Source organism: Actinomyces oris (genome assembly GCF_001553935.1).
Taxonomy (GTDB): Bacteria; Actinomycetota; Actinomycetes; order Actinomycetales; family Actinomycetaceae; genus Actinomyces; species Actinomyces oris_A.
Map to the genome: position 1 here is coordinate 2,408,948 of NZ_CP014232.1, position 19,371 is coordinate 2,428,318.

13 protein-coding genes and 1 riboswitch are annotated in these 19,371 nt (G+C 67.4%); of the genes, 12 read left to right on the forward strand and 1 reads right to left on the reverse strand.

Annotated elements, in window-relative coordinates; translation table 11 throughout:
• The first annotated feature begins 95 nt into the window (after positions 1–95).
• The 4 genes from AXE84_RS09665 to AXE84_RS09680 all read left to right on the forward strand — a co-directional run bounded on the left by AXE84_RS09665 (position 96) and on the right by AXE84_RS09680 (position 7,828).
• Entirely contained in the window at positions 96–659 is a 564-nt protein-coding gene (locus AXE84_RS09665; protein ID WP_150116269.1) for a GNAT family N-acetyltransferase, read from the forward strand.
• 64 nt (positions 660–723) lie between these two features.
• On the forward strand, positions 724–1,692 hold the full coding sequence (locus AXE84_RS09670; RefSeq protein WP_060957723.1) for a ketopantoate reductase family protein: 969 nt from the start codon (positions 724–726) through the stop codon (positions 1,690–1,692).
• Positions 1,693–1,901: 209 nt separating this feature from the next.
• Positions 1,902–5,495 carry a DNA polymerase III subunit alpha gene (gene dnaE, locus AXE84_RS09675; protein WP_060957724.1) on the forward strand — a complete coding sequence of 1,198 codons (3,594 nt, stop codon included), beginning with the start codon at positions 1,902–1,904 and terminating at the stop codon, positions 5,493–5,495.
• Positions 5,496–5,803: 308 nt separating this feature from the next.
• On the forward strand, positions 5,804–7,828 hold the full coding sequence (locus AXE84_RS09680) for a BCCT family transporter (protein ID WP_060957725.1): 2,025 nt from the start codon (positions 5,804–5,806) through the stop codon (positions 7,826–7,828).
• Between the two features lie 44 nt (positions 7,829–7,872).
• Here AXE84_RS09680 and AXE84_RS09685 read toward each other — a convergent pair whose 3' ends face one another.
• Positions 7,873–8,139, reverse strand: coding sequence for an RNA-binding S4 domain-containing protein (locus AXE84_RS09685; protein WP_060957726.1), 267 nt, complete (start codon positions 8,137–8,139; stop codon positions 7,873–7,875).
• Between the two features lie 186 nt (positions 8,140–8,325).
• On the opposite strand from AXE84_RS09685, the gene AXE84_RS09690 reads away from it, so the two are divergent.
• The 8 genes from AXE84_RS09690 (at position 8,326) to AXE84_RS09725 (ending at position 19,308) form a co-directional block, all read left to right on the forward strand.
• Positions 8,326–10,767, forward strand: a complete 2,442-nt coding sequence (locus AXE84_RS09690; RefSeq protein ID WP_060957727.1) for a right-handed parallel beta-helix repeat-containing protein — start codon at positions 8,326–8,328, stop codon at positions 10,765–10,767.
• Positions 10,768–10,842: 75 nt separating this feature from the next.
• On the forward strand, positions 10,843–11,211 hold the full coding sequence (locus AXE84_RS09695) for a hypothetical protein (RefSeq protein WP_029316422.1): 369 nt from the start codon (positions 10,843–10,845) through the stop codon (positions 11,209–11,211).
• Positions 11,212–11,275: 64 nt separating this feature from the next.
• Positions 11,276–11,361: riboswitch (SAM riboswitch) on the forward strand.
• A 4-nt stretch (positions 11,362–11,365) separates the two neighbouring features.
• The gene (locus AXE84_RS09700; protein WP_060957728.1) at positions 11,366–12,577 is read left to right on the forward strand and encodes a methylenetetrahydrofolate reductase; all 1,212 of its coding nucleotides are present in this window, start codon (positions 11,366–11,368) and stop codon (positions 12,575–12,577) included.
• Positions 12,574–14,961 (forward strand): 5-methyltetrahydropteroyltriglutamate--homocysteine S-methyltransferase, encoded by a 2,388-nt coding sequence (metE, locus tag AXE84_RS09705; protein ID WP_081093143.1) that lies wholly within the window; start codon positions 12,574–12,576, stop codon positions 14,959–14,961. Before AXE84_RS09700 ends, metE begins: the two co-directional genes overlap by 4 nt.
• Before the next feature lie 94 nt (positions 14,962–15,055).
• Positions 15,056–16,408, forward strand: coding sequence for a histidinol dehydrogenase (gene hisD, locus AXE84_RS09710; RefSeq protein ID WP_060957729.1), 1,353 nt, complete (start codon positions 15,056–15,058; stop codon positions 16,406–16,408).
• A 367-nt stretch (positions 16,409–16,775) separates the two neighbouring features.
• Complete coding sequence (locus AXE84_RS09715) at positions 16,776–17,024, forward strand: hypothetical protein (RefSeq protein WP_236750048.1); 249 nt, start codon at positions 16,776–16,778, stop codon at positions 17,022–17,024.
• Complete coding sequence (locus tag AXE84_RS09720) at positions 17,024–18,595, forward strand: glycosyltransferase family 2 protein (RefSeq protein WP_060957731.1); 1,572 nt, start codon at positions 17,024–17,026, stop codon at positions 18,593–18,595. Before AXE84_RS09715 ends, AXE84_RS09720 begins: the two co-directional genes overlap by 1 nt.
• Positions 18,592–19,308, forward strand: coding sequence for a hypothetical protein (locus tag AXE84_RS09725; RefSeq protein WP_010613690.1), 717 nt, complete (start codon positions 18,592–18,594; stop codon positions 19,306–19,308). The genes AXE84_RS09720 and AXE84_RS09725 overlap by 4 nt, the downstream gene beginning before the upstream one ends.
• Positions 19,309–19,371 lie beyond the last annotated feature (63 nt).

Here is a 19,371-nt window from a genome sequence, read left to right on the forward strand (position 1 = left end):
CAGGAGCACCGAGGAGGTGAGCGTTCACAGTGACTGATCACCTGCATCCCCCGGCCAAGGGCCCGACGGCAAGGCCGAGCGCGGGCGGGACGGTCTTGGGAACTCCAGTCCTCGAGATCCGCCCGGCCACCGCCGTCCACGAACCCATCGGCTTCGCAACCGCACGCGGAGATGAGACAGGCCCCGAGGCCGACCGGCTTCGCACGGCCGTGGCCGACGTGCGCCTCGAGGTCTTCGTTGTTGAGCAGGCGGTTCCCTTCGCCCTGGAGATCGACGCTCGCGACGAGGAGCCGACTACGATCCATCTCCTGGCCAGCGGAGCTGACGGCACGCCCCTGGGCGCCGGACGTCTCCTGATGGAGCCCGAGGAGCCCGGTCGGGTCCATCTGGGCCGCTTGGCCGTACGCAGCGTCGCGCGCGGTACGGGGCTTGGTGCCCGCATCGTCGCTGCCCTCGAGCAGACTGCACTGAGCCACTCCGGCCGGTCCCGCGTGGAGGTGGTTCTCTCAGCTCAGGAGCAGGCCATGGGCTTCTATGAGCGCTGCGGATACCGGGTCCTCGATGGGCGCCGCTACCTCGACGCCGGCATCTGGCACCAGGACATGGCCCGCACCGTCAGTAGCGTGAGCGCCGAGGACCGTTCCGGCCGTACCGCCTAGGGCCGGTCGCACACGCCCGCGCATGTGCGCGTGCCGAGAACAGCAGGACCGAGAGGAGACACTCGTGCGGATCGTCGTCATCGGCGCCGGAGGCATCGGAGGATGGCTCGGCGCCCGCCTGGCCGCGAGCGGCCAGCAGGTCGGGTTCCTCGTTCACGATCGCACCCTGGCTGCCCTGCGCTCAGGCGGGCTGACGCTGCGCGACTGCTCCGGTGGCGAGCCCGGTACCGTGACCGCCCGCATCGAGACGCCACTGGCCAGTGATGACCCGCGGGCTCTCACCGAGACCCTGGGAGGTCAGCCGGACCTGGTCCTGGTGACCACGAAGGTCGATGCGCTGGTCGGGCTGGCTCCTGCGCTCAGAGTCCTGACCGGCCCCGACACTGGTGTCGTCTCCACCCAGAACGGGATCAGCGCGCCCGGAGTTCTCGCCGACGCCGTCGGCACGGAGCACGTCCTGCCCGGGGTCGCTCGCGTCTACTCCGCCATCGTCTCGCCCGGGGACGTGCGCACCATCGGCAGCGCCGGGTCGCTGGCCCTAGGGGAGTGGGATGGCAGCACGACGGCTCGCAGCCGCGCCGCCGCCCGGGCCCTGGAGGCGGCCGGAATCCGCGCCTGGGTCCCGGGCTCCATCTGGGCGGAGCTGTGGCGCAAGGTCTCCTTCGTCGTCGTCCAGGGCTCCCTCGGTGCCGCCGCGAACGCGCCCATCGGCGTCCTGCGCACCGACCTGAGAGACGCCTTCACCCGGGCCGTAGGCGAAGTCATCGCCGTCGCTGCGGCCCAGGGGCACGACCTGGCTACCGACGACGCCCCCGACCCGGTCACTGCAGCCCTGCGCATGGCCGACGCCCAGCCGGCCGGCGCCACCACCTCGATGCAGCGGGACATCGCCGCGGGCCTTCCCAGTGAGCTCGACGCCCAGCTCGGCGCCCTGTGCCGCGCCGGCGACGAGGCGGGTGTACCCACCCCCGTGCTCGACCTCGCGCACAGCGTCCTGGCTCCGCAAGAGGCTGCAGCCAGGGCGCGTGCCTAAGCCCGAGACACCTCTCGGAGGCGGCGGGGAGGGAGCCACCCGGCAGAGGATTTCTCCCCCGGCTTAGCCGCCCACCTCGGCAATGGTCCGTCGTGGCCCTTCATGGCCCGGCATGGACCGGCAAGGCCGGGCAAAGGCCCGGCCTTCGCGCTGGAGCGCGCTCGGCCCCGTCCGGGAGACAGGGCGCCGGGCGGGCCTAGGATGTGGCCATGGCGGAGATGAGCAGTCAGGAAGAAGCAGCCCCCAAGGACGACTTCGTCCACCTCCACGTTCACACCGACTACTCCATGCTGGACGGCGCCGGGAAGATCAAGGACTACGTGGCCGAGGCCAAGCGGCTGGGCCAGCCCGCCCTGGCCATCACCGACCACGGCTACATGTTCGGAGCCTACGAGTTCTACGCGGCCGCCACGGCCGCCGGCATCAAACCGATCATCGGGGTCGAGGCGTACATGACGCCGGGCACCTCCCGCTTCGACAAGACCCGTGTGTTCTGGGGCGATGAGTCCCAGCGGAGCGACGACGTCTCCGCCCGCGGCTCCTACACGCACATGACGCTGCTCTCACGCAACAACGAGGGCCTGCACAACCTCATGCGCATGGACTCCTTCGCCTCCCTGGAGGGCCAGTGGGGCAAGGCGCCGCGCATCGACCGCGAGCTGCTCTCGCGCTATGCGAGCGGCCTCATCGGCTCCACCGGCTGCCCCTCCTCGGAGGTCCAGACCCGCCTGCGCCTGGGCCAGTGGGACGAGGCCCTGCGCGTCGCCGGGGAGCTGCAGGACATCTTCGGCAAGGAGTTCTTCTACGTCGAGCTCATGGACCACGGCCTGGAGATCGAGCAGCGCGTCACCAAGGATCTGCTGCGCATCGCCAAGGAGATCGGGGCCCCGCTGCTGGCCACCAACGACTCCCACTACGTGCGCCCCGAGGACCGCACCATCCAGGACGCGATGCTGTGCATCAACTCCGGCTCCGTGCTCTCCGATCCCGACCGCTTCAAGTTCGACGGTGACACCTACTACCTGCGCCCCGGCGCCGAGATGCGCCGCCTCTTCTCCGAGATGCCCCAGGCCTGCGACAACACCCTGCTCGTGGCTGAGCAGTGCGACGTGCACTTCCGCACCGTGGACGAGGGGGCCTCATACATGCCGGCCTTCCCCGTCCCCGAGGGGGAGACCGACGAGTCCTGGTTCATCAAGGAGTGCTGGCGCGGCATGGATCGCCGGTTCAACGGCGACATCCCCGAGGACTGCCGCAAGCAGGCCGAGTACGAGATCAGCGTCATCACCCAGATGGGATTCCCCGGCTACTTCCTCGTCGTGGCCGACTACATCAACTGGGCCAAGGCCCACGGCATCCGGGTCGGGCCGGGGCGTGGATCGGGAGCCGGCTCCATGGTCGCCTACGCCATGGGCATCACCGAGCTCAACCCGCTGCGCCACGGGCTCATCTTCGAGCGCTTCCTCAACCCCGAGCGCATCTCCATGCCCGATATCGACGTCGACTTCGACGAGCGCCGGCGTGACGAGGTCATTGAGTACGTGCGTGAGAAGTACGGCGCCGACCGCATCAGCCAGGTGGTCACCTACGGCGTCATCAAGGCCAAGCAGTCCTTGAAGGACTCCAGCCGCGTCATGGGCTACCCCTACGCCGTCGGCGACCGGCTCACCAAGGCCATGCCCCCCTCCGTCCAGGGCAAGGACATCTCCATCAAGGGCATCTTCAACCCCGCCGACGAGCGCTACGGCGAGGCCGAGGAGTTCCGCAAGCTCCACGCCGAGGACCCCGACGCCCAGAAGATCGTCGAGCTGGCCAAGGGGCTGGAGGGCATGACCCGTCAGTGGGGCGTCCACGCCTGCGCCGTCATCATGTCCTCAGCCACCCTGACCGACATCATCCCCATGATGCAGCGCCTGCAGGATGGCGCCGTCATCACCCAGTTCGACTACCCCACCTGCGAGCACCTGGGCCTGCTCAAGATGGACTTCCTGGGACTGCGCAACCTCACGGTCATCTCCGACGCCCTGGAGAACATCGTCGCCAACGGCAAGCCGGCCCTGGACATTGACCACGTCGAGCTTGACGACCGCGCCACCTACGAACTGCTCTCACGCGGCGAGACCCTGGGCGTCTTCCAGCTCGACGGCGGGGGGATGCGCACCCTGCTGCGCCTGATGAAGCCCGACAACTTCGAGGACATCTCCGCCGTCGGCGCCCTCTACCGACCCGGCCCCATGGGGGCGGAGTCCCACACCAACTACGCGCTGCGCAAGAACGGCCTGCAAGAGGTCATCCCGATCCACCCCGAGCTCAAGGAGGCCCTCGACCCGATCCTGGGGACCACGCACGGTCTCATCGTCTACCAGGAGCAGGTCATGAAGATCGCCACCGACCTGGCGGGATTCTCCATGGGCAAGGCCGACGCGCTGCGCAAGGCCATGGGTAAGAAGAAGATGGACATCCTGGCCAAGATGTTCGTCGAGTTCGAGGCCGGGATGGTCCAGTCCGGCTTCTCCAAGGAGAGCGTCAAGACACTGTGGGACGTCGTCGTTCCCTTCGCCAAGTACGCCTTCAACAAGGCCCACTCGGCCGCCTACGGCGTTGTGTCCTACTGGACGGCCTACCTCAAGGCGCACTATCCCACCGAGTACATGGCCGCCCTGCTCACCAGTCAGAAGGACAACAAGGACAAGCTGGCCGTCTACCTGGGGGAGTGCCGCCACATGGGCATCACCGTCCTGCCCCCGGACGTCAACGCCTCGCGGGCCCAGTTCTCCGCGGTCGGTGAGGACGTGCGCTTCGGGCTGTCCGCGGTGCGCAACGTCGGCATCAACGTCGTCGACGCGATCGTGGCCGCCAGGGAGGACAAGGGCGAGTTCACCTCCTTCGAGGACTTCCTGGACAAGGTTCCCGCGATCGTGTGCAACAAGCGCACCATCGACTCGCTCATCAAGGCCGGAGCCTTCGACTCCCTGGGACACACCCGGCGCTCCCTGCAGGCCTGCCACGAGGACTTCGTCGATGAGGTCATCGGCGTCAAGCGCAATGAGGCCGCCGGCCAGTTCGACCTCTTCGCCTCCCTCATGGGCGGGTCCGACGACGCCGACGACTCACCCTTCGGCAACGGCCCGGTCTTCTCCTCCGATGTTCCCAACCTGCCGGAGTGGGACAAGAAGGACAAGCTCGCCTACGAGCGCGACATGCTGGGCCTCTACGTCTCCGACCACCCCCTCATGGGCCTGGAGGGGCTGCTGGGCAAGCTCGCGGACAAGGAGATCTCCGAGCTCCACGAGAACGATGAGCTGCCCGACGGCGCCATGGTCACCATCGCCGGGCTCATCACCTCCCTGACCCGCAAGACCACCAAGCAGGGCAACCTGTGGGCCATCGCCCAGGTCGAGGACCTGGCAGGAAGCATCGAGGTGCTCTTCTTCCCCCAGACCTATCAGACCGTCTCCACCATGCTGGCCCCGGACACGGTGGTCACGGTGCGCGGACGTCTCAACCGGCGTGACGGGCAGGTCGCCCTCTACGCCCAGGAGATGACGATCCCGGACATCTCCAGCGCCGCCCACGAGGCGGTCCTCATCACCCTTCCCACCAACCGGTGCACCGGGCCTCTGGTGGAGCAGTTCAAGGACGTGCTCACCAAGCACCCGGGTGGCTCGACGGTCCGTCTGACGCTGACCAGCCCGGGGCGCGAGGTTCGCACCCAGCTGGACGCCTCGCTACGGGTGGAGGCCTCGCCCGCCTTCTACTCCGACATCAAGGCCCTCCTCGGCCCGGGGTGCCTGCGCCACTAGAAAGCCGTTTCCCAGAGAGCGGATCGCCCGCCCCGATGGGGACGTCGAGCAACCGATGCCAGCCCGAGCGGGCACCGTTCGCAAACCCGTTTGTGATCTCACTGTGTCCTCATCAGTGCGCCACACGCCGGCTTTCCTTAGGGCGGCAGGTCCGCCTTCGGGAAGGTGGAATCCGGTTCTGAGGCGGTATTCCCACAGGTCGTGCCACCTCCACCAGGGTTGGTGCTTATGTGGCGCCCCGTCTTCATCTTGATACTCTCGTAATGTCCACAAGCAGTCGATGACTGTATTGTCTATGAGGTAATTTGATGAGTGACGAGGATTTGAACCCTCCAACATTGACCCAGCAAGAGGAGCGGGACGCCCGCCCGCAGACGGAGCAGACAGGGGAGGTCCTCCAGGGCGTGGCGGCTGCGACGCCGGCCTTCCAGACCTCCCCGGCAACCGTGAAACGGCGCCAGCGCCACCTGCTCGACCGCCTGAGGAGATCGGTCTCCCGCCAGCCCCACGACGTCGGTGAGGGAATGGACAAGGTGGTCTTCGGCGTCGCCGCGGCCGCGACCATCGCCTTCGTCGTGTGGGGCTTCATCTCTCCGCACGGTCTGGGGAGGGCCTCCAAGTGGGCCCTGGGGGGAACGATCAGCAACTTCGGCTGGCTGTTCGTCCTGTCCTCGACCCTGTTCGTCGTCTTCGTCGTCTTCGTGGCGGCCTCCCGGTTCGGCAAGATCCCCCTGGGTGGGGACGGAGAGGAGCCCGAGTACTCCACCGGCTCCTGGGTCTCCATGATGTTCGCCACGGGAATGGGTATCGGACTGATTTTTTATGGGGTCGGTGAGCCGCTCTACTTCTACATGTCGCCCCCGCCGGAGACGGTCGACCCTCAGACCGCCCAGGCCGCCAGCACTGCCCTAGGTACGGCCATGTTCCACTGGACCATCTACCCGTGGGCGATGTACGCCCTGGTGGGGCTCGGGATGGCATACGGGACCTACCGCCTGGGACGCTCCCAGCTCTTCTCGGCCATGTTCACCTCCCTGTTCGGGCGCCAGGCCATCGACGGGATCGGTGGGCGCATCATCAACATCCTGGCGATCGTGGCCACCCTGTTCGGGTCGGCCTGCTCCCTGGGACTGGGGGCCCTGCAGATCGGCGGGGGAATGGTGTCGACCAATCTCGTCACCAAGTCCACCCCCGCGATGATGGTCGGCATCATCGCGATCCTGACGGCCTGCTTCGTGGCCTCCGCGATCTCCGGCATTGAGAAGGGCATCCAGTGGCTGTCGAACATCAACATGGTGCTGGCTGTGCTGCTGGCGATCATCGTCTTCATCGGCGGACCCACCCTGTTCATCCTCAATATCATCCCCTCGGCGATCGGCAACTTCATCGACGAGCTGCCCGCCATGGCCTCGCGCACCGCGGCCGTGGGCAATCAGGACATGGCCCAGTGGCTGTCCTCCTGGACGATCTTCTACTGGGCCTGGTGGATCTCCTGGACGCCCTTCGTGGGAATGTTCATCGCCCGCATCTCGCGCGGCCGCACCATCCGGCAGTTCGTCACCGGGGTCATGCTCGTCCCCTCAGTCGTCTCTCTCATCTGGTTCGCCATCTTCGGTGGGGGCGCCATCGGGCTCCAGGAACGCGCCGAGCGCGCCGGCCAGGCGGCGCACGCCCTGGTTCACCTCAAGGCCGATGGCACGCCCGACCTGAACTTCGACACGATCCTGTTCGACCTGCTCAACGCCATGCCCGTGCACAAGGTGGTCCTCATCGTCCTCATGGTCCTGGCCGTCGTCCTGGTGGCGATCTTCTTCGTCACCGGTGCCGACTCGGCCTCCATCGTCATGGGAGGGCTCTCCGAGAACGGTGCCACCGATCCGAGCCGCTTCACGGTCGTCTTCTGGGGCGTGGCCACCGGTGGCGTGGCCTCAGCCATGCTGCTCGCCGGCGGGGATGATCCGCGCGAGGTCCTCACCGGTCTGCGCGACATCACGATCGTCTCGGCGCTGCCCTTCGTCTTCGTCATGCTGCTGCTGTGCGTCTCGCTCTACAAGGACCTCAACAACGACCCCATGCTGCTGCGGCACTCGCTGGCCAACCAGGTCCTGGTCGACTCGGTCACCACCGCGGTCACGACCGCCAACGAGCCGCATGAGGTCGAGACCATCGAGCTGCACACCAGCCTGTCATCGACCACTGACGGCGACGACGCAGCCGGTGAGGGCTGCCAGGACGGCACCGACGAGGCCGCGCAGGACCTCAGGGTTGACGACCTCGCCGTCGACGGTGTGGATGATGCGCAGGCTCGAGCCGACCAGAGGCAGGAGAACTAGGACCAGCTAGGTCTGTCGGCTGCTCCTGGTGCTGGGGGCCGGGCTCATTGCTCGGTCCCCAGCTGCTCAACGGTGGCGCCCACCTGGCCGGCGGGGTGATCGACGACGACGACGTCACCATCAGCCAGGTGGTGCCCGCGACGTGTCTCCACGACGCCGTTGACAGTGACGTCTCCGGACTGGATGGCGATGCGCGCCTGTGCGCCGTCCTCCACCAGGCCCGCCAGTTTGAGGAACTGGCCGAGCCGGATGCTTCCGGACACTGAGATGAGTGGGTACCGGGATGGGCGCTGAGATGTTGCGTGCGTCATAGGTGGATCCTCGCAGACGGGGCGTGAGGTACGCACGTCGGACCAGGTAGCACCCCGCTAGAGCGGACGGTAGCGAGGCGAGTGAGAGAAGCGTCTCTCAGAAGTATGCGGATATAACGGATGCCAAACAAAATTTATCACGGTAGGGTAACGGCGTTCTGATAACACTACGGAGACGGAGACACCATGAAGCGTCGAATCGTCGCCCAGATGGCGATACTCGCTCTATCGCTGTCGGCGCCTGTTCTGGCCGTGACTCATGCACCACAAGCCGCCGCCGCCGACGGCAACATCATTCATGTCTCGGCCGAGGGCGGCTCGGACGCGGGAGACGGAACCGCTGCCAAGCCCCTTCAGACCATTGGAGCCGCCCTGAAGAAGGCCGGCGGCGGAGACACCATCGAGCTGGCCAACGGCACCTACCGTGAGGGCGAGCTCGCCGTCGACAAGGGCGTGACCATCAAGGCGGCCGAGGGTGCCAAGCCGGTCCTCACCGGTGCCGAGGTCCCCAAGAGCTGGAGTGCCGGCGGTGACGGGAAGTGGTCCACGGGCAAGGACATGGTCCGCTTCTGCACGGTCTGCACCATCAATGCCGACCCCGCCAAGGAGGGGATCGCCAGCCACCCCGAGCAGGTGTTCGTGGACGGCAAGCCCCTGACCCAGGTGCTCAGCCGCGCCGAGGTCACCGAGTCCACCTTCTACGTGGACGACCCCGACCCGGTCACCCTGAAGAACCCGAAGAACAACCAGGCCGGCTACAACGTCAAGCCGCACCGGGGCACCTCTTACGTCATCGGTGTCGACCCCAACCAGCACCAGGTCGAGGTGGTCCAGCACTCCCGCGCCCTGTCCTTCAACACCGACAACATCACCCTGTCGGGACTGACCGTGGAGAAGTACTCCGCGGTGCAGCGCTGGGACTACGAGGACCCTGAGATCGGCACCATCTCCGGCGGTGGAATGGTCGTGGCCGCACACGGTGCTCCTCGTGTCGAGAACTCCACCTTCCGCTACTCCTCGACGGCCGGTGCGCTGCAGGTCATCGACTCCACCAACGCGGCCATCTCGAACAACCTGTTCGAGAACAACGGCTCCAACGCCTTCGGCATCAATGACTCCAGTGGCGCCAAGGTGGAGAACAACCTGTGGAGGAACAACAACACCTCCGGCTTCATCACGAAGGACTGCGGTGCCTACTGCACCCTGGCCGACACCAAGATCACCCACTCCAAGAACATCCGCTTCGCCAACAACACAGTGGACTACTCGGCCACCGGCACGGACATCTCCGACCCCGCGGCCTATGACCAGAACCGTGCCGCAGGCGTGTGGTTCGACGAGGGCGTGATCGACTCCGAGATCGTTGGCAACTACTTCGTCAACGTCCCGGTGGCGATCTTCAACGAGGTCTCCTCCAACAACCTCATCGCCTCCAACATCGTGGCCGGGGCCGGTATCGGTATCCACATCTCCGGGTCCAACGACACCCGCGTGTGGAACAACACCGTCTCCCACGCGCTCACCAGCCTGTGGATCCAGGAGGACACCCGTTCCGACGGCTGCAACGCCCGCAACGCCCAGGGTGTGTGCACCCAGGTGCAGAAGTGGAGCGCCGAGCACGGACTGAGCTGGGACACCACCAACACCCAGGTGATGAACAACATCTTCTCCTCCGAGCAGACCACCCCCATGCCCGGGGACCCGTGGCGCTACTCCGCCATGGTCCAGGTCCTGGGTGGGGCCAACCAGGACGGCTCCGGCGCGGTCTACGCCAATGAGATGGTCACCGGCATCGACTACGACGTCTACTACCGCCACGAGAACCCCCAGACCCTGTCGACCACGGTCCTGTGGAACTGGGGCGCCGACCGTATGAACCAGTCGGTCAACGCCGAGAAGCTCTCCGACTTCACCGCCAGCTCGAGCGTCAAGGCATCGGGCAAGGAGGCCAACGGTCTGGACCTGCACGGCTCCCCGGAGAACAACCCGTTCTTCGTCAAGGAGTCCGCAAACCCGATGGACAAGACCTCGGACTTCCACCTCAAGGAGGGAAGCCCCGCCTCCGGTAACGGTCACGCCCTGCCCGAGGACATCGCCAAGACCCTCGGCGTCAACGCCAACGTCGCCGTGGACCGCGGTGCGCTCGTCAACGTCGCCTGGGGCGGCGGCGCCGTTCCCGGTGCCGGGGACGCCCCCGCTGACAACGCCAACAACGGCGGCAAGGCCGCTAACAACGGCGACAAGGCCGCCAACAACAATGGCGGTAACGCCAACAACGGTGGTAAGGCCGACAACAACGGTGGCAATGGTGGCAACGCCAACAACGGTGGCAAGGCCGACAACAACGGCTCCACCGTCGCCGACGGGGCCGCTAGCACCGGCGGCCAGGACGCACAGAGCGCCAGCCCCTCTGACTCCAAGGCAGGGGCCGGCCAGAAGAACTCCAGCATCGCCAAGCCCGGCGGCAACGCTCAGGGCGGTCAGGGTCAGGCTGCTGCGGCTGCAGCGGCTACCGGTGATAGCCGTCTTCCGCTCACCGGTGCCAGCCTGACCGGCATCGTCCTCGCGGTGGCCGCCATCGTCATGGGCGGCGGATTCATCCTGGTACGCCGTCGTATGGCCAGCTGATCGGTTCCGGCCTCGGGGTGAAGACGCAGCGAGAACGAGCTTGTGAAGAACCCGGACAACCCGGATCCTCACACCGTGACTGAATCGCTCGCCATCACCGTTGGTGACTACTTCCCCGTGGGGGACAGGATGCGCCGACTCACCCCGAGGCTGGCCCAGGCCACCAACGCAGCACGCTCCGTTCTGATAGAGGTCGCTCAGCACCGTGAGGTCATCACCTACGGTGAGCTCAGCGACTCGATCGGACGGAGCGTGCTGCCGCGTCATATGGGTCCGTTGCTCTCCATGATCGGCCACGACTGCGCTGCTCGCGGCGAACCGAGTCTGGCCTCCCTGGTGGTCTCAGCGGCCACAGGAGAGGTCGGCACCAGGGACGAGACCTGGGCTCCGCCGCAGCGACTCGCCTGCTGGGCGGTATGGGGTACGAACCGGCCCGACGACTGAGTGAAGCGGTTCTCGCTATGTGGGACGGTGGCGGGGCTGGGAAGCAGTCGTGGTTTGATACGCTCGACCATCCAGAGCGGCCGAGAGACCTGGTTCCATGACGCCGCAGCAACCCGGGTACGCGGGTGCTTCAGCCAGGATCGATGGAGACGATGTGCACGACAACGAGCCCACCGGGCCGACTGCCGCGGCAGGAAGCCGTGCAGCGGGCCTGAGCAGCGCCGAGACCGGAAGTGCCCGGCGACTGCCCACCGTCAGCCTGGAGCTGTTCCCGCCTCGGCCGGGTAAGGCGGCCTCTGCCACCTGGGGTCGCATTGACAGGCTCCTGGCCACAGGGCCCGACTTCGTCTCGGTGACCTACCGGCCCACCTTCGTCACCGATCCCGCCGGCGGCATTAACGGCGGTGAGTATGAAGGGAGTGTGCGAGGGACGGAGGTGAGTCGGTGCAAGGCCGTGCCCTGCGTGCGCGCGGTTCAGGAGCAGACCAACCCCTCCGAGTTCGTGCTCGCCCACGTGCTGGAGTCCAGCACCATCCCCCTCATGGCGCACCTGACCTGCATTGGCTACCGCAAGCAGGAGGCCGTTGAGATCGTCACCCGCTTCCTTCGCATGGGAGTGCGGCGCTTCCTCGCCCTGCGCGGCGACCCGCCGGCCGGCACCCGGGCCGACGAGGTCGCCGGGGAGCTGCGCCACGCCGACGACCTCGTTCGGGTCATCCGGGAGGTCGAGGCGGACTTCTTCGGTGACGGCAAGCGCCACGTCACGATCGCCGTGGCCGCCTACCCGGCCACCAGCGACCACATCGAGGCCATTGAGGTCCTGGCCGCCAAGCAGGCCGCCGGCGCCGACATGGCAATCACCCAGGTGTTCTACGATGCGGCCGACTACGTGGCCCTGACCAACGCGGCCTCCTATGCGGGGGTGAGCATCCCGATCCTTCCCGGGGTGATCCCCCTGACCGACCTACGTCGGCTCACCCGCCTCGAGGCGCTCACCGGGGTGCGAGTGCCCGCCGGCCTGCGATCCACGCTGGGATCGGCCAGCGGCGCCACCCTCGTGGAACGCGGCATCGGAGCGACGCTTGACCTGGCCACCGCGCTGCTACGTGCCGGCGCCCCCGGTCTGCACCTGTACACCTTCAACCGCACCCGTCCGGCCCTCGACGTCATCAGCCACCTGCGTCTGGGTGGCATCCTGGCCGGAGCCACGCCCGATCGGGAGGTGCGCGACGCCGTTGATCGCGGGTACCTCCAGGCCACTCCCGGACGCGGTCCCTCCTTCCTGCGCTGCGGCTCTCCCGGTGCAGCACTGTCTTCCCGCCACCCCGTTCCGCCCCACACCACCATCACCAAGGAGAATGCATGAGCGCCACCCCTGAGTCGGTCGCCGCCACCTCACCGGCTGAGATCGCCGTGACCGAGTCACAGGTCCCCTCCGCACCCCTGCCGGGGGCCACCATTCTGGGATACCCCCGCATCGGAAGGGACCGTGAGCTCAAGCGCGCCGTCGAGTCCTTCTGGAAGGGGAACCTGAGCGTCGACGAGCTCAAGCACGCCGCAGCCGAACTGCGCGGGGCGACTCGTTCGCGTCTGATGGACCTGGGGCTGACTCAGCCCGCATCGGTTCCAGCGGACTTCACTCTTTACGACCAGGTACTTCAGGTGACCGCCACCCTGGGGGCCGCGCCGGCCCGCTTCCGTGACCTGCTCAATGCCGATGGTGCTCTCGACGTCGAGGGCTATTTCACGCTGGCCCGCGGTGAGGGCGCCCGTCCGGCCATGGAGATGACCAAGTGGCTGGACTCCAACTACCACTACCTGGTCCCCGAGATCGACGCCTCCACCCCCTTCGACTACGTCGACACCGCCATCGCCGACCAGGTCCGCGAGGCCCAGGCCGCTGGTACCGAGGTGCGCCCCGTCGTCGTAGGACCGGTGAGCTACCTGCTCATGGCCAAGCCCTCCGACGAGGCTGCCGAGGGCTTCCATCCTCTGGACCGTCTTAATGACGTCCTGCACGCCTACGGCCACCTCCTCATGGACCTGCACGAGGCCGGTGCCACCTGGGTCCAGCTCGACGAGCCCGCCCTGGTCTCCGACTCCTGGAACGTGGAGCGCCAGCGTGTCCTCGATGCCGTGCGCGACGCCTACACCTGGTTGGGCGCCATCGTGGAGCGCCCCCAGATCCTGGTGGCCGGAACCTACGGCTCCCTGGGTGACGCCCTGCCCGTGCTCGCTCAGGCCCCGATCGAGGCCGTGGGCCTCGACCTCGTGGCCGGCGCCCTGCCCGAGGCCGGCGACCTGGCCGCCCTGAAGGGCAAGGCCGTTGTTGCCGGGGTTGTCTCAGGACGCAACATCTGGCGCACCGACCTGAACCGAGCCATGGACGTGCTTGAGCAGCTGCGCGAGCGCCTCCCCGAGGGCACCCCCATCACCGTGGCGACCTCCACCTCCTTGCAGCACGTGCCCCACGACGTCGAGCGCGAGACCGCCATCGACCCGGAGATCCGCTCCTGGCTGGCCTTCGCCGATCAGAAGGTCGGGGAGGTCATCACCCTGGCCAAGGGCCTGGAGCAGGGCCGTGAGGCCATCGCCGCAGAGCTGTCCCAGGACGCCGACCTGCGCAAGCAGCGCGCCGCCCACCCCGGCGTGCACCGCGACGAGGTCCGCACCGCCGTCGGCGCCGTCACGGACGCCGACCGCACCCGCGCCCCCTACAGTGAGCGCAAGGCGGCCCAGGACGAGCGCCTCGGCCTGCCCGAACTGCCCACCACCACCATCGGCTCCTTCCCGCAGACCGCTGAGATCCGTAAGGCCCGCGCCGCCTGGCGCAAGGGCGAGATCGACGACGCCGCCTACGACGCCGCCATGCGCGCCGAGATCGCCAGCGTCGTCGCCCTTCAGGAACGCCTCGGCCTGGACGTCCTGGTTCACGGCGAGGCCGAGCGCAACGACATGGTCCAGTACTTCGCCGAGCTGCTCGACGGCTTCGTCACCACCGAGCACGGCTGGGTCCAGTCCTATGGCTCGCGCTGCACCCGTCCCTCCATCCTGTGGGGAGACGTCACTCGTCCCGAGCCGATGACGGTCACCTGGTCGGCCTATGCCCAGTCCTTGACCGACAAGCCCCTCAAGGGCATGCTCACTGGCCCGGTGACGATCATGGCCTGGTCCTTCGTGCGCGACGACATCCCGCGCGCCCAGGTCGCCGACCAGCTGGGTCTGGCCCTGCGCGCGGAGGTGGCGGACCTTGAGGCCGCCGGTATCGGCGTCATCCAGGTCGACGAGCCCGCCATCCGCGAGACCCTGCCGCTGCGGCGCGCCGACCGCCCCACCTACCTGGAGTGGTCCGTCGGCTCCTTCCGTCTGGCTACCGGAGGAGCGGCTCCCGCCACCCAGATCCACACCCACCTGTGCTACTCGGAGTTCGACGTCGTCATCGACGCGGTTGACCACCTCGACGCCGACGTGACCTCCATCGAGGCTTCCCGCTCGCGCATGGACATCCTGCCCGCAGTGGCAGAGCACGGCTTCGAGCGCCAGCTCGGCCCGGGCGTATGGGACATCCACTCCCCGCGCGTGCCCAGCCAGGCCGAGTGCACCGAGCTGCTCCAGCGGGCCGTCGATGCCCTGGGCGCCGAGAAGGTCTGGGTCAACCCCGACTGCGGTCTCAAGACCCGCGGCTACGCCGAGACCGAGGCGAGCCTGACCAGCCTGGTCGGTGCCGCCCGTGCGGTGCGTGAGGCCTGATGGGCCTCTGATTCAACCGCAGATGCGCGGGGCGGCCCGGGAGAGACGATGTGCTCTCCCGGGCCGCCCCGCGCGTGGCCGGTAGGCTTGCGGCATGCTCACCCGTACCGATCTGCGCAGCACCCGACTCTCCGCACGCCAGCTGGCACAGGCCCTGCCCCGGGCGACCCTTGACGTCACCGCCGCCCAGGCCGCCGTGGCTCCGCTGATCGAGGACGTCCGCTCCCGTGGCGCGGCCGCCCTGCGCGATGCCGCCGAGCGCTTCGACGGCGTGCGACCCGTCCACCTGCGTGTGCCCGCTGCCGCGATCGCCCAGGCGCTCGAGGATCTGGACCCCTCGGTACGCGAGGCCCTGGAGCTGTCGATCGCCCACAACCGGGCCGGGCACGCCGCCCAGGTGCCTGCTGAGCGCACCACGGAGGTGGTTCCCGGAGGGTGTGTCACCCAGCGATGGATCCCTGTGGAACGGGTCGGGCTCTACGTTCCCGGAGGGCTGGCCGTCTACCCCTCCAGCGTGGTGATGAACGCGGTGGCCGCTCAGGTCGCCGGCGTCGAGCAGATCGCCCTGGCAAGTCCGCCGCAGGCCGAGTTCGCCGGTCTGCCCCACCCCACGATCCTGGCGGCATGCGCACTGCTGGGAATCAGCGAGGTCTACGCCGTCGGCGGTGCCCAGGCCATCGCGATGCTCGCCTACGGCGCCGACGCCCAGGACGATACTGATCGGGCGGATGCCGGGGGAGAGGTCCTGTGTCGGGGCGTGGACGTCATCACCGGTCCCGGCAACGTCTACGTGGCGGCCGCTAAGCGAGCCGTTATGGGGACGGTCGGCATCGACGCCGAAGCGGGGCCCACCGAGATCGCCGTCCTGGCCGATGCCGGGGCCGACCCCGAGTACGTGGCCGCCGACCTGCTCTCCCAGGCGGAGCACGATCCCCATGCCGGCAGTGTCCTCATCACCGACTCCCCGCAGCTGGCCGACGCCGTCGATGCGGCGCTCGAGCGTCGACTCAGCGTGACCCGGCACCGGGAGCGGGCGACGACCGCACTGAGCGGACCGCAGTCGGGAACTGTCCTGGTGCGAGACCTCGCGCAGGCCATTGAGGTCGCCAACGCCTACGCAGCCGAGCACCTGGAGATCCATACCTCTGATGCCCCACAGGTCGCGCGGCGGATCCGCAACGCCGGCGCCATCTTCATCGGGCCCTACAGTCCTGTACCTCTGGGCGACTACCTGGCCGGCTCCAACCATGTCCTTCCCACCGGCGGAACCGCGCGGTTCGCGTCGGGACTGAGCGTGATGGCCTTCCTCAAACCGGTGCAGCTCATCGAGTACAGTGCGAGCGCCCTGGAGGCCATGACACCTGCGCTGGAGGTCCTGGCGAGCTGTGAGGATCTGCCGGCCCACGGAGAGGCGGCCCGCTCCCGAGGCAGTGAAAAAAGCTGCTGAACAGGTCTGATGAGACGGTCCTGTTACCTGGTCGTGACCATCTCCTGATGCGTCAGGAGGCTGGGTGGTGACGCGAGCCCGAGATTCATTGACGGTTTAAGTGGCGGAATCCTGCCACTTTCGAGTCTTGTGAGGCATCTCCAAGAGAGTGCATACTGTGTGGTCGAATAACACAGTGTTGCAAACCGTTACTCGATTGTTATATTTGGTGTGACGCACGGTGCGCCGTGCCCGACGGGCTGAGTTCCCACATCCCGTCATCCCCGGGCGCGCCGCACCGAGGCGTTGGTGCCGACTGGAGTTGCTCGCACGTGCGGTGTTGACGGTCGGTGCCGGCCCTACCCCTTGGATCCAGATGGATGGCCTCATGCACTACTCCCCATTCGCCGCCGGAACCGGACTGTTCGTCGTGTGGTATGTAGCCCCGGCAGGTTCCCTTCCCGCTCTCGTCGCCCGTTTCCTCATTGACTGCGCCGGCCTGGTGTTTGTCGCCATCCTGGCCTTCTTCCTGCTGACCAATCTGTACGGCGCGGTCCGTGCCCTGCTCCCGCACCCCAGGCGCAGCGCCGGGCGTCACGTCCAGCAGCGCAGCGGTCTGATGAGTCTGCGAGCGTGATGAGCACGCAGACCCCTTTCCCACCTGTGAGCTTCGATTCCTCAAGCCCCCTGGGAATGCTCGACCGTATCGGTTGGTGGGGTGCCCTGGGGATGATCGCAGTCGCGCTGGCCTACACCTTCTTCATGCTCATCGCCTCCCGGGGTGCCCCGCGGCACGGCGGTCCCTCGCACCCCGATGCACCTCTGCTCGTCGTCATCCTCATGCCCTGCCTCAACGAGGCGGCGGTCATCGGCGCCAGCGTCAGACGGCTCACCTCCATCCCGGACCCGGGCCTGCGCATCATGGTCATTGACGACGGCTCCGACGACGACACCGCCCAAGTGGCCGCCCAAGCAGGCGACGGTCGTGTTGAGGTGGTCCGCCGTCGCCCTCCCCACGCCCGCCTGGGCAAGGGGGAGGCCCTTAACGACGCGCTATCGATCGTGCGCTCCCAATGCACCACGGTGTCCTCCTCGCGAGTTGTCGTCGGAGTCATGGACGCCGACGGCAGGCTCGACCCCCACGCCATCGGGGAGGTACGCAAGGCCTTCGCCCCGCAGGAGGTCGGCGCCGTCCAGATGGGGGTGCGCATCAACAACCGCTTCGGTTCCCTGCTCGCTCGCATGCAGGACATGGAGTTCGTGATCTTCACCGAGGTCTTCCAGCGAGGACGGCGCCGAGTCCGCAGCGTCGGTATGGGCGGCAACGCCCAGTTCGTCCGCCTCAGCGCCCTCGATGCCCTGGGGCCCCGGCCCTGGACCCGCTCGCTGACCGAGGACTTTGACCTGGGGATCCGGCTCAACGCCACCAGCTGGACCAACGAGTTCTGGCCCGCGGCCTCTGTTCACCAGCAGGGCGTCACCAGCATGCGCCGCCTCCTGCGTCAGCGCACCCGCTGGTTCCAGGGCAACCTCCAGGCTCTGCACCTGCTGCGCTCCGTGGCCCGTGAGCAGCGTGGCCTGGGGCGGGCCGACACGCTCTGGCAGATTCTCACGCCCTATCTGCTCTTGACCGGCTCTCTGCTGACTCTGTCCTTCCTCATCACCATGGTGACCGCAGGTGTGGCCGCGGTCCTGAGATGGGAACAGTCGTGGGCGTGGCTCGTGGGGGCCTACGTCATCGCCTTCGGTCCGGCACTCATCTATGCCTGGATCTACTGGCGCATCGAGCGCAGCGAGGGTCTGAACCTGCTCAAGGCCGTGGGCTATGCACACCTGTTCGTGCTCTACGGCCTTCTCCCTAGTCTCTACGGCTGGCGAGCACTCGCCCGCGAGCTGACCGGACGCACCGGGTGGGCCAAGACCGCTCGGGAGGCGGAGCCGGATCAAGGGGCGCAGAGCGTGTCCAGCAGATCGGCTACCGGCTCCAACGGGTCAGCATCCATGGGCTCGCCTCTGCCGAGCAAGCAGCGGCCGCCCAGTAAGTCAGCGAGGGTGGAGCCTCTCGCGGCCTCCCAGGACGCACGTCCGGGCAGTGCCGTCCCAGCCGCCCCGGCTGTGCCGACCCGCCCGTTGCTGAACCCCACCGCCGTGATCGTGCGACGACCCCGTCCGACATCCAGCAGCATGACCAATGAGGAGACGAGATGACAGCTGCCAACGCACCTCAGCACGCAGGAGCCGTCGACGGATCGCGTCGCGGCAGAATCTTGCGTCGCGCCCTTCTGACGGTCTGCGTCTTGGCACTGGTTCTAGGAGTCACCGTGTACTGCCACGCCCGAGAGGCAACAGAGACCCCGGACTGCTCCCAGTGGGAGATCATCTTCGACGGTTATGGCGAGGCCTCGTGCTCTGAGGGCCTGCTGCGCCTCAAGCCGACGTCGGCCAACTCCTCGGACACGACCCACGCCGGTCTGGCCACCTCCACCACGGTCGAGATCGAAGCGGGAGGCGTGCAGACCATCCACACCACGATGACCACTGTCAAGCAGCTGCGAGAGGACGGCGAGCCCAACGCGTGGGAGGTCGCCTGGCTCCTGTGGAACTACACCGACAACAACCACTTCTACGCCCTTGCTCTCAAGCCCAACGGATGGGAGGTCTCCAAGCAGGACACCGCCTACCCGGGGTATCAGCGATTCCTGTCATCGGGCAACACGCCCGTCTACCCACCCGGTGAGAGCCATGACGTCACCGTCACCATTGATACCACCTCATCGTCAGAGGCCACCTTCACCATCACCGTGGACGGGCAGGAGCTCGGAACCGTCACCGACAAGCAGTCCCCCTACCGCTCCGGCACCGTGGCGGCCTACTGCGAGGACTCCGACGTCACCTTCACCCCGATCACCGAGGACAAGTAGAACCTGCCCTCCACGACGTCGCCGGACGCAACCACCGCTGAGGCCCGCCTCGTCCCATTCCCG